Source organism: Gammaproteobacteria bacterium (assembly GCA_030949385.1).
Lineage (GTDB): Bacteria > Pseudomonadota > Gammaproteobacteria > JAUZRS01 > JAUZRS01 > JAUZRS01.
Genome location: JAUZSP010000007.1, coordinates 42230 through 53681, shown reverse-complemented (window position 1 = coordinate 53681; position 11452 = coordinate 42230). Strand labels below are relative to the sequence as shown.

Below are 11452 nucleotides of genomic sequence, written 5' to 3'. Positions count from 1 at the left end.
TGGTGTTTTGAAGTTATTCATTGCAAGTCTATCGAAAAATCAAGTTTATGAATAGGAGAAAAAAGTATGTCGTTTGCTACGATTGAGTCCTGTGTGGGAAATACGCCTTTAGTGCGACTGCAACGTTTGAGTCACAGTTCCAATACCATTTTATTGAAATTGGAGGGCAATAACCCTGCCGGTTCGGTAAAAGATCGTCCGGTGATGAGCATGATTCAGCAGGCGGAAGCCCGTGGTGATATTCAAGCGGGAGATTGCCTGATTGAGGCCACCAGTGGTAATACGGGCATTGCCTTAGCGATGGCTGCGGCGATCAAAGGTTACAAGATGAAGTTGATTATGCCCGATAACATGAGTGTTGAACGCCGCGCGGCGATGCTCAGTTACGGTGCTCAGATCATTTTGGTGACTCAAGAACAGGGCATGGAGGGCGCGCGTGATTTGGCCAAACAGATGGAGCGTGAGGGGCAGGGTAAGGTGTTGGATCAATTTGCTAATTTTGATAACCCGTTGGCGCATTACCAGACCACGGGGCCAGAAATTTGGTCTGACAGTGAACAGCGCGTGACTCATTTTGTCAGTGCGATGGGGACCACGGGTACGATTATGGGGGTCTCACGTTACTTGAAAGAACAGAACGAAGCGATTCAAATTGTTGGGGTGCAGCCGATGGAAGGTTCTAAGATTCCAGGTATTCGCCGCTGGCCAAAGGCGTATTTGCCGACCATTTTTGAGGAATCAAGAGTGGATCGTACCTTGGATGTGAGTCAGCAAGATGCTGAGCAGACGACACGGGATTTGGCGCAGAGAGAGGGTATTTTTTGTGGTATTTCATCGGGAGGGGCGGTGGCCGCTGCATTGCAGTTGGATCAGGAGGTGGAGAATGCGGTGATCGTCACCATCATCTGTGATCGGGGTGACCGTTATCTTTCCACCAACGTTTTCTCCTCTTAGGTGTTGAGGACAAACTCCATTTTTACCCCCGCCACTTCGATTACATCTTTGTCGCTCAGTGCTTGCGCTTGAGTGCCGATCAGTTGGCCATTGACGGAAGGGTATTTAGCACCTTTGCCGCCTTCCACATGGATAATAAAATAGCCGTGTGGGCGACGGGTGATGGCAGCGACCTGCTTGCCGGGTTTGCCGACGGTGGTGAGGGCTTTGGTGAGCTGTAATTTTTTACCCCGATTTTTACCACTAACGACTTGCAAACGCGCGGCGTAGGTGTAAATGTCCGGTGAGGCTTGGGTGCCGATGCGCCCAGCGGTCTCACCATCTTCTGCATTGGGAAACACTTCAGCAATGCCAGCGGCTTGCATGGTTTTGGCACGATCATGAACATCGGTTTCGTTCATGGGGTGACCCTGCTTGGCGTATTTCAGCTGGTGTTTGCCAATGCTGATAATGTCGCCGTCTTGCAGGGCGTGACGTTTGATCAGTGAGCCATTGACGTAGGTGCCGTTGGTGCTGTTGAGATCTTCAAGGAAAGAGTCATTGAGGATGGTGATGATTTTAGCATGGGCACCACTGACCGACAGATTGTCGATTTGAATTTCATTGCCGGATTTACGCCCAATGACGATGTGCTCTTTGCTGAGCTGGTACTCGCCGAGGGTGTCTCCGCCGAGACTAAGAATTAACTTGGACATCTTACATTATCCACCAGGGTCTCTAGTTAGAACGTGAAAACAGTCTTTGGTACCAGCGTTTTTTGGCTGGAAAAGTCTTCAAAGACTTGATTAAAATGACGGAAACATTGTCTTTTCCACCGTTGGCATTGGCTTGATCAATCAGTTGCTTAGCAACCTCTTCAAGGTTATCACTAAATTTTTGTAACGTTAAGCTTATCGCACTGTCTTCCAACATATCGTTAAGTCCATCAGAACACAACAAATAGATGTCCTCTGGTAGGACAATGTCTTCTCGAAGGTCAACTTTGACAAAGGGTTCGATGCCCAGAGCACGAGTGACTAAGTTTTTATTAAGAGAGGCTTTCGCTTCCTCTGGGGTGTAAAAGCCGCGTTCTACCAATTCTTGCAACAAGGTATGGTCAACAGTGATCTGTTCCAGGCTGTTTTCGCGAAAGCGATAGAGACGAGAATCACCGACATGGGCAATGGAGATGCGGTTGTCGTAAAACAGCGCCATAACCAAGGTGGTGCCCATGCCGCTGTATTGCGGCTGGTTTTGCGAGGTTTGATAAATGACCTCGTTGGCTTTTTCAACGGTCAGGCGGCAGGCGATGCTTTCGGCACGAAAACCGGTGTTTTCGCGCATCGTTTTGTGATCAAGCTCAAACAGACGGCTGGCGATGTCACCAATAATGGTATTGACCGCCAGGGCGCTGGCCACCTCGCCTGCTTTGTAGCCGCCCATGCCATCGGCGAGCACGGTGATGCCACTGCCGATTTCGCTGCCGTAACTGTCTTCATTGTGGGAGCGAACCATGCCTTTGTCGGTTCTGCCCACAATCTCCAGTTTTCCCGTTAAATCCATCATGTTGTTGCCTTATCTTGACACTTTGTTAATTGATGATCAGCTGTTTCATGCAGGCTCGAATGTCACGAGCTAATTCATTGCCGCTGGAATAGCGCTGTTCTGCGTCTTTGTAGAGGGTCTTATTCAGCACTCTGCGTACACAAGAGGGCAGATCAGGCCGTATCAGAAGCGGATCGGGGTGTTTCTCGTTGGCGATTTTATACATTAAAGTGGCCATAGAGTCTGCATAAAAGGGTAATTTTCCGGTTAAGAGTTGGTAAAGCATGATTCCTAAGGAAAATAGATCTGATCGCCCGTCTACTTTTTTGCCTGAAAGTTGTTCCGGAGACATGTATGAGGGGGTGCCTAAGACCATGCCGGTTTTTGTTTTGCTGGAATCGGTGATGCGAGCGATGCCAAAGTCGGTGATTTTCAGTGTATCGGTTTTAGGCTCGTACATCAGATTGGCCGGTTTGATGTCTCGATGCACCACTTGATTGTCATGAGCGTAGTGGAGTGCATCGGCGGCTTGAGCCATTAGCTCTAACACCTTGGCGACGGGCAACAGAGCGTCTGGTTTGGTGTAACGAGACATCTCGTGGCCTTTTAGATATTCCATCGAGATGTAGGCCAGATCGTGTTCTTCACCGGCATCGTAAATGGTGACGATGTTGGCGTGATTGAGACGGCCAGCAGTCTCTGCTTCACGGAAAAAACGTTCTTTAACGGCAATTAATTCATCGCCGTCAAACTCTTTTGAGAGCGCCAAGGTTTTGATCGCCACGGTACGACTGATGGTGGGGTCTTTGCCCAAATAGACTGCGCCCATCGCCCCTTTGCCCAGTTCTCGCTCTATCTCATAACGCCCGAGTTTGGGTTTGGCGATGCCGTTGTCGCTGTTGAGGAGAAGGCTGGCATTGGTGCCACCGGCAGCGGCCAGAATGAGGGTGTCTTCCATCGCTTTGTTGCGGGTGATGCGGCTTTGCACGTCTCGAAAGCCATTGTCAAAGTCACTGATGTAACGATAGAGTTCCGATGCTTTATTGAATTGTCGTTTGCGTTCGAAATCCAAGGCTAGGTTGTAGAGGATCTCCAACAGTGACGAATCTAGAGGGCATTTTCGAAATTTATCGAAGGCGGCATCCAGTTGTCCTTGGCTTTGCAGTGAGAGACCCAGCATTCGGTTGCTCTCGGCAGAGGCGGCATCGGAGCGCAGAATGCCTTTTTCAGCCCTCAACCAAAGTTTGGTCAGTAGAGTTAAGTGCCCCACGACCAATAGAAACAGGGGGGCCATCAGCTGTAGCCAGAGGTCGTGTTGCAACATCGAGAAAAAGTGCGCTGTGATAAAGCCGCCGCCGATAAAGAACGACAACCAAAGCGCGGTACGACTGTTAACTCGGGGTACGAGTAGGATCAAATAGAGTGCAACAAGCAAAATGAGTGCTGATTTGAGCGCTGCGCCCCAGTAGGGAGTGGAGTAATACTCTTGTTGTAAAATGCTGGAGACCGCATGGGCGAGCAGATAAACAGGAGGCATTGTAGGGTCTATAGGCGTTAATTGATTGGCACCCAAGCCTGAGGAGGTGGAGCCGATCAGAATGATTTTATTGCGGTATTTTGCCAAATTAATTTTGCCGCTGATCACATCGTAGTAGGAGTCGATGGAAAATCTATCTTGATTGTAAAAGGTCATTAACATACGCATATCAGAGTTAATGTTCAGGCGCACATGTCCTAACCTGATCCCTTCGCCCAGCAGTACATCTACATCTTGCGGTTTAAGATTGAGTGCTTTGATAGCAATTTGCAGAGCAATGGACGGATAGAGTTTGCTGTTGTAGTTGATGACGAGCAGTTCACTGCGAATGCTGCCATCAGGGTCAGGTTCGATATTGAGGTGACCAATACCGTTACTGGCTTGAGCAAAGGGTTCGTGGAGCGGAATGGCATTGTAGGCTGTGAGAGGCAGGTCACCGCGCTGAATGGCATTGTCATTGTCTTGGTAGTTTAATGCGTATTGTTGTAAGGATTTTGAGAGGGTTTGGTTATACCTATTGACGGAAGGTCGAATATCAAACAGCGTGGGTAGAATAACATTGTTGGCTTCTTTCAAAGCTTGGGCAAAGGGTTTGTCTTGTTCTAAATCCTGTTGTGCCTGTGACAATTCTGCTCTTAGGTTGGTGAGACTGCGCGCTGTATTTTGATCTGGGGTAGAACGGTTGTTGTCGGCATATTCTTGCAGACCAGAGTCATCAAACTGTTTAATGAGGTCGTTGATGTGTGCCAGCCCAGGGTCGGTCTGTGGCTCTAAAAAAAGCACGCTGTAGGCAATCAGTTTGGGTTGGGCTTTACTGTTCAGCAGATTAATAAAATCGGCATGTTTTCTGCGTGGCCAAGGCCAGCGGCCGATGTTTTCGAGACTCCGTTTATCAATGGCGATAATGGCGATCTCTTTGGAAGGGGTTTTAGCCGCGTTGCGAATGCCCCAGTCGTAGGCACTGCGCTCCAAGTCTTGTAAAAAAACGCCACCAGAAAAAAGCAGCACGGCCAGCGATATGAGCAGAATAATAAACCAATCTTGTCGCCACAGTGTTGTTTTCATTTAAGGTTACGGTCGCTTTAAGCTACGAGGGGTTTGTTTTTGCTACAGGCGGTTTTCCTGTGACAATATTGGCAGCGGGAACGCTGGGTATGCCTCCTTGCAACAAATAAACATCAAAGCCGTGTTCGTTTAAAATAAACGAGGCGGCTGAACTGCGCCGTTCGGTATCGCAACATAAAAGATATTTGCGTGTTTTATCTAAGTTCTTGATCTTAATGCGTAAAAATATCAGTGGAATGTTGATGCTGCCCTTGATGTGGCCGTGTTGATATTCGCTCGGCAGACGGACATCAATCCAGACGGAACGTTCGTGCTGCACCATTGCTTGCCCATCGGCGTAGTTTACCCAATTGAGCAAGGGTTCGTTGAGCAGCGACATAAAGTCCTCTTTGGAGAGGCGCATCATGGTGCCAGCGGTGAGCATGGTAATGGTGGCGTTGCGTTTGGCGCTGGAGATCAACGCCTCTTCGCCAAAACTGTCACCGGGTCCCAGCTCAGCTAATTTCACCCCACGAGGCTGTGATGGGGTGGCACGGGTGACCAAACAGTGACCGTCGGTGATGGTGTAGAAGTAGTCGCCGTTTTCACCTTGGCGAATGATGACATCGCCTGATTTATAGCTGATCAACTCCATGCGCATAAACATGGCCTGAATATTGGCCGGTGGAATGCGATGGAACGCGCGTGTTTGCAGGATCTGAGTCATCCAATCGGCGCTGGTGGTGTTGACCCAAGTGGGGTTGTCGGCCTGCAACTCTTCTACTTGGTAGCTGCCGGTTTGATCCCAGGTGAGCATAATGTCCAGCAGGTCGCTGTCGATGCGCAGATAATGCACATCGCTTTTGGCGCGCGCTGAGAGGGTTCTCGGTTGGGTGTGGCCGATGGCGTGTTTGGACGCATCAGTCCCTCCTTTTACGTTGGAGACCACGTCGTGATCCGAGAGCAGCTCCACCTTGCCTGAAAGCAGATAGATGTGCTGTTTGTCGTGATCACCGGCTTTGAACAAGAACTGACCCGAGCGTAACTTAGCGGTTTTTGCTTTGTTCGCCAGTTCATTGAGGCTTTCAGGCCGCAACGCATTTAACGGTATCAGGGTGGTGAGAAGCCGTTTATTAACAGGGTTACCCATAATGCAATGTGATCCATAGATCCAAGAGCGACTCCAAATGGGTCGAGAAAGCTCTAAAAGGTACCGGTTGCATCAGTAGAAAGCAACCAAACTGGTGTTTTAACTCGCGTTTAATCTCACCTTACGCTCTGGGGTGAGGCGCAACAACTGACCGACATTCGGTTGCTGACCGTAATCGATCCGGTTCCAACGGCGCAGATCGGCTATGTTTAGCTCGAACCGTCTGGCAATAAGAAACAGCGACTCGTTTTTCTTGACCCGGTGGTGCAGTGGGTGGCGAGTTTTAAAGGCAACTTCTGTGGTCTTTTCCCGACCACTTGCGATGCGTAGATGTTGCCCGACGCGAATTTTATACTGTAAACCGATTTGATTCCAGAGCGCCAGTTGTGGAGCGGTGGTGCCAAAGCGATAAGCGATGCTCCAGAGGGTGTCTGCTTGCTGTACGCGGTAATGATTTTGTCTTGATTTTTCTCTGTTTGGCTCCGTTTTTTTAAGACGTTTCCGCTGGATTTTCTTTAGGTTGAAGCTAAAAATTTTTGCTTGTTCCATCGGCAGCAGCAGATATTGCACGTGAGGGGAGGTGATACCGCGTTTGAAACCTGGGTTCAAGCGCGTGGTTTCCGCTGTCGAAAGTTCGGCAAGGGTGGCTGCGGTTTTAAGACTGATTTGCGCACTTAAATTGACTTTTGCCAGCTGCGGATGATTGGGGATCAAGGGCAGGTTGATGCGATAGCGTTTGGGGTTGAGAATGATTTCACGGATTGCCAGCAGTTTGGGTACATAACGTTGGGTCTCGGAGCGCAGCTCAAGGTGCCAAAAATCGGTGGGCTTGCCCAGACGGCGGTTTTTTGCCATTGCCTTAAGCACCATAGTTGGGCCACCGTTGTAGGCCGCGATGGCCAGCAACCAGTCACCGTTAAATTGTTTGCCCAGATCATCCAGCAAGTTTATCGCCGCCAGAGTAGAAGCGTAGATATCGCGGCGACCGTCGTACCAGTGGTTTTGTTTCAGATCGTAGAGGCGACCGGTGGAGGGGATAAACTGCCAAATACCGGCGGCTTTGCTGCTGGAGTGTGCCAAAGGTTTGAAAGCGCTTTCAATGACGGGGATCAGCGCTAACTCCGTGGGCAGCCCGCGTTTCTCTAGACTGTCAACGATAAAATAGAGGAACGGTTCGGCTCTTTGGCTGACGTTTACAAAAAAATTATCCAGCGAGAGAAAGTGGCGCATCTGTGGACGAAATTGCTGCTGATGGGCGGTGGGCAGTTGAAAGCCTTCGCGAATCCGTTGCCAAAGATCGTGTGGGTTGTTTTGAGTTGTAAGGAGATGATTTTGTTGGCTGCGTTCCGCTGGTGGTAGAGTGAGATTTCTGGAGGTGCTGGCTTGTAATTGGCTGCTTTTGCTGGCATGTTGCACACAGCCTTGCAGAGTGCTTAACAGCAGTGCAAAGAGCAATAAAAATAAGGGGTTGTGACTTCTGTCCATGTGTCCCTGTTGGCCTAACGGCGGTTGATGATTTTCCGTCTCGACGTTGCTCGCCACTATACGGATGAGTTGCCAAAACTGCAATAAATTGCCGCCTAAAAAGGGGGCTAACCGGTGCTGTTTTGGGGCATGGTTTAACTCTACGCTTTCGATTTTTAAAAGGTTCATTTTAATGTCAGAATATGTCGCCTCAATGGCGCATTTACGCAGATGGTATGCCAAACCTTTGGGGCAGCAATTTGCGCTGGCTGTACAGCAGCAGGCGGATCTGCTGTTGGCCGAGACCTTTGGTCACCACGCCTTTCAATTGGGTGATCTGGATGACTCTATGGATTTGCTGAGAAAAACCGGTCATTACCATCGTGCCTTGTTGGATGGAGCCAGCTTTAATGCCCAATTGTTGGCCGATGTGCAGCGGTTGCCGTTGAAGACCGCGTCGGTGGATCTGCTGGTGCTGGCGCACAGTTTGGATTTTTGCCAAGATTCGCACCAGCTGCTGCGTGAGGTGGATCGTGTTTTGGTGGACGGCGGTTATGTGTTGGTGATCGGTTTTAACCCTTGGAGTCTTTGGGGTTTGTTGCGTTACCCACTGCGTTGGCGTGAGTCGATGCCGTGGCAGGGGCGTTTTTGCAGCATGGGGCGGGTCAGCGATTGGTTGTCTCTGTTGCAGTTTCAGACCGTGCATCGTCGTAGTGTGCTGTTTCGCCCGCCGATTTCACAGCTGAAACTGTTGCAGTGGTTGCTACCGCTGGAGGGTTTGCGTCGTCTGTTTCCCACTTTGGGTGGCGGATATTTGTTGTTGGCACGCAAACAGACTGTGCCGATGACCTTGATTCGTCCTCGTTGGCGAGCGGAAATATTAATGCCTGCCCCGTTGGCAGAGCCAGCACAGAGGAGTTCAGAAGGTGAGTGAGAGCAGTGAGTTGATTGAAATTTTTACCGACGGTGCCTGTCGCGGCAATCCAGGTCCCGGTGGTTGGGGGGTGTTGTTGCGTTACCAAGATACGGAGAAGGAGCTGAAGGGAGGAGAGTCGGATACGACCAATAATCGCATGGAGCTGATGGCGGCGATTCGAGGGCTGGAGAGCTTGAAGCGGGAATCGGTGGTTGCACTGACCACCGATTCTCAATACGTCAAAAAAGGCATCACCGAGTGGATTACAAATTGGAAAAAACGCAATTGGATGACCGCTGCGCGTAAACCGGTGAAAAACGCCGATCTCTGGCAGCGGCTGGAAAAAGCCGCCGCTCCACATCAAGTGGAGTGGAAGTGGGTCAAAGGTCATAGCGGTCATATTGAAAATGAGCGTGTGGATCAGTTGGCTAATGAGGGTCTGGATGAGTTGGAGAGTCGTTGATGCGTCAAATTGTATTGGATACAGAGACCACGGGTCTTGATCCTAAATCGGGACACCGCATTATTGAGATCGGTTGTGTGGAATTAATGAATCGTAATTTGACCGGCAATCATTACCACCAATACATTAATCCGCAACGTGAAGTGGATGCAGGGGCGATGGCGGTGCACGGCATCAGCAATGAATTTTTGGCGGATAAACCAACCTTTGACGAGATTGCTCAACCGTTTTTTGATTACATCAAAGGGGCTGAGTTGATCATTCACAATGCGCCTTTTGATGTCGGTTTTATTAATCATGAGTTTGTTTTGTTGGGTCAGGTGTTGCCTGCCATCGACAGTGCTGGGGTCTGCACGATTCTCGACACTCTGAAGATGGCACGCAAACGTCATCCTGGGCAGCGCAACAGTTTGGATGCGCTGTGCAAACGTTACGGGGTGGACAACACCCAGCGTGATCTGCATGGCGCGCTGCTTGATTCTGAGATTTTAGCCGACGTTTATTTGGCCATGACCGGCGGTCAGGTGAGCCTTAGTTTTGGGGATCTGCACAACGGTGCTGCGGCGGGCGAGGTGCAGGTGGTGCATCAAGTGACTCCCGTAATTAAAGCCACTTCGGCTGAGCTGGAGGCGCATGAAAGCCTATTGGAAACCGTACGGAAAGAGAGCGGTGGTCACTGTCTTTGGAAGGCGTGAAGGCTAAAACGATGGGGCGGCGTTTGCTGTTGCAGGTGGTTTTAAAGCTGATGTTTTCAGTGGCGATTTTAGGGGTGTTGTGGGTGCTGTTTGCCGCTGCGTTTCAGCGCCCCGAGTCGCCTCGTTTGTCACCTCTGTGGCAGTCTTTGAAAAACTTACCCGCAGGACAGGTGAAATTTGTGCAGTGGCAGCAGCATCGAATGTTGATTTTGCATCGTACGCCGCAGATGTTGGCCGATTTGAAAAAAACTCATCAGTTATTAAAACGACCTGACTCAGTAGGCGAAAGAACGGGGCTTTATTCGGTGTTGTTTGCCATTGGTGAACTGAATTGCCCCGTGAGTTATCGAGTTGCCGATGGCACTGCCTTTTTGGGGCGTAGCTGGCTGGGTGGGTTTGTGGATCTTTGCGATGGTTCCCGTTACGACGTGGCTGGGCGGGTGTTTAAAGAACAGGCTGCTGATGAAGATTTGCGGCTGCCAGCGTATCGTTTTGAAAACGGTGGGTTGTGGCTGGAGGGAGGTGCTCAGTAGTGCGGTGGCGGTGGCTCTTCACCTGCGGGAGTGACGTTGCTGCTGGTGATGGTTTTGAGCTGGGTGTGCAGCAGACGCAGTTGCTGTTCCAGTTGGCTGAGGCGTTGCTCGTGGCCGGTAATGACGCTGTTGAGTTCGTCAATGGTCTGTTCTTGTAGAGTGAGCTTGATCTCTAGCTCGTCAATGCGTTGGTTCATAGGGTTCTCAAGGGGTGATGACGTTGCGTAGCGTGCCGTTTAAAAAGGCGGCTATGTTTTTTACTAACTGCTGTAGCAGCCGTTGCCGAGCTTCGACGCTGGCTCACGCAACGTGCGGAGTTAAAATCAGATTGGGACTGTTTTTTTGCAGCAGTGGATTGCTGTTGTTGGGGGGTTCCTGGCTCAAAACATCAATGGCGGCTCCCGCCAGCGTGCCGTTTTGCAGTGCCGTCGCCAGAGCCTGTTCATCAACGATGCCACCACGAGCGGTGTTGATCAGTAGGGCGCTGGGTTTCATCAGTGCCAGTTCATCAGCTCCGATCAGGTTTTGGGTTGCTGGGGTCAGGGGGCAGTGCAAACTGAGCACGTCCACTTGAGGCAGCAGTTGATGCAGTGGCAGTCGGTTGGGCTGTGCTGATGAGCTGTCAGGGCGTTGTGCCAATAATACCTTCATGCCAAAGGCGCTGGCCACGTGAGCTACGGCTTTGCCCAACGTGCCGTAACCGACGATGCCCAACGTTTTGCCATTCAATTCATAAATGGGCTGTTCAAACAGGCAAAAAAAGGGGCTGTGTTGCCATTTGCCCATTTGTACGGCTTTTTGGTGAGCCGCTTGCTGAGTGGTGAGGGCGAGCAGAGCGGCAAAAACGTGTTGTACCACAGAAGCGGTGCTGTAATTTTTGACATTGCAGACCGTGATGCCCAGATCGGTGGCGGCCTGTAGATCGACGTTATTGCAGCCGGTGGCGGCGATGCAGATCAGTTTAAGTTGTTTGGCCTGTTGTAATGTTTTACGGCTCAAGATCACTTTATTGCTGATGATGATTTCAGCGTTTTGAATGCGTTGTAGGGTCTCTTTTGTTGTGCTCTGCTTGAAGCTTTGCCAATCCAGTGGCAGAGTTGCAAAGGGGCTGAAATCGAGTTGTGGGCCGAGGGAATTTTGGTCTAACAGCACGGTGGTGACGTTTTTCAATG

Annotated in this window: 11 protein-coding genes and 1 pseudogene; 5 read left to right on the top strand and 7 right to left on the bottom strand. The window is 50.4% G+C overall.

Annotated features, from left to right (window positions below; genetic code table 11):
- Nucleotides 1-66: 66 nt before the first annotated feature.
- Nucleotides 67-954 carry a cysteine synthase CysM gene (gene cysM, locus Q9O24_09670; GenBank protein MDQ7075397.1) on the top strand — a complete coding sequence of 296 codons (888 nt, stop codon included), beginning with the start codon at nucleotides 67-69 and terminating at the stop codon, nucleotides 952-954.
- Here cysM and Q9O24_09665 read toward each other — a convergent pair.
- The 5 genes from Q9O24_09665 to Q9O24_09645 form a co-directional block, all read right to left on the bottom strand.
- Nucleotides 951-1649 (bottom strand): FHA domain-containing protein, encoded by a 699-nt coding sequence (locus tag Q9O24_09665; GenBank protein MDQ7075396.1) that lies wholly within the window; start codon nucleotides 1647-1649, stop codon nucleotides 951-953. The genes cysM and Q9O24_09665 overlap by 4 nt on opposite strands.
- 22 nt (nucleotides 1650-1671) lie before the next feature.
- Complete coding sequence (locus Q9O24_09660; protein ID MDQ7075395.1) at nucleotides 1672-2496, bottom strand: Stp1/IreP family PP2C-type Ser/Thr phosphatase; 825 nt, start codon at nucleotides 2494-2496, stop codon at nucleotides 1672-1674.
- 28 nt (nucleotides 2497-2524) lie between these two features.
- Nucleotides 2525-5080 carry a serine/threonine-protein kinase gene (locus Q9O24_09655; protein ID MDQ7075394.1) on the bottom strand — a complete coding sequence of 852 codons (2556 nt, stop codon included), beginning with the start codon at nucleotides 5078-5080 and terminating at the stop codon, nucleotides 2525-2527.
- A 22-nt stretch (nucleotides 5081-5102) separates the two neighbouring features.
- Nucleotides 5103-6209 carry a cyclic nucleotide-binding domain-containing protein gene (locus Q9O24_09650; protein ID MDQ7075393.1) on the bottom strand — a complete coding sequence of 369 codons (1107 nt, stop codon included), beginning with the start codon at nucleotides 6207-6209 and terminating at the stop codon, nucleotides 5103-5105.
- Between the two features lie 99 nt (nucleotides 6210-6308).
- A complete protein-coding gene (locus Q9O24_09645) occupies nucleotides 6309-7862 on the bottom strand; it encodes a transglycosylase SLT domain-containing protein (GenBank protein ID MDQ7075392.1) in 1554 nt (517 codons plus the stop codon).
- Nucleotides 7863-7866: 4 nt separating this feature from the next.
- On the opposite strand from Q9O24_09645, the gene Q9O24_09640 reads away from it, so the two are divergent.
- The 4 genes from Q9O24_09640 to Q9O24_09625 are packed head-to-tail and all read left to right on the top strand — an operon-like array spanning nucleotide 7867 to nucleotide 10280.
- A complete protein-coding gene (locus Q9O24_09640) occupies nucleotides 7867-8607 on the top strand; it encodes a methyltransferase domain-containing protein (GenBank protein MDQ7075391.1) in 741 nt (246 codons plus the stop codon).
- Entirely contained in the window at nucleotides 8600-9052 is a 453-nt protein-coding gene (gene rnhA / locus Q9O24_09635; protein MDQ7075390.1) for a ribonuclease HI, read from the top strand. Before Q9O24_09640 ends, rnhA begins: the two co-directional genes overlap by 8 nt.
- Nucleotides 9052-9747, top strand: coding sequence for a DNA polymerase III subunit epsilon (dnaQ, locus tag Q9O24_09630; GenBank protein MDQ7075389.1), 696 nt, complete (start codon nucleotides 9052-9054; stop codon nucleotides 9745-9747). Before rnhA ends, dnaQ begins: the two co-directional genes overlap by 1 nt.
- Complete coding sequence (locus Q9O24_09625; GenBank protein ID MDQ7075388.1) at nucleotides 9744-10280, top strand: hypothetical protein; 537 nt, start codon at nucleotides 9744-9746, stop codon at nucleotides 10278-10280. The genes dnaQ and Q9O24_09625 overlap by 4 nt, the downstream gene beginning before the upstream one ends.
- Here the strand turns inward: Q9O24_09625 and Q9O24_09620 are convergent.
- Nucleotides 10274-10477 carry a SlyX family protein gene (locus Q9O24_09620; GenBank protein MDQ7075387.1) on the bottom strand — a complete coding sequence of 68 codons (204 nt, stop codon included), beginning with the start codon at nucleotides 10475-10477 and terminating at the stop codon, nucleotides 10274-10276. The two genes, Q9O24_09625 and Q9O24_09620, sit on opposite strands and share 7 nt — an antisense overlap.
- 7 nt (nucleotides 10478-10484) lie before the next feature.
- Nucleotides 10485-11450, bottom strand: a pseudogene (locus Q9O24_09615) (2-hydroxyacid dehydrogenase).
- Nucleotides 11451-11452: the final 2 nt, after the last annotated feature.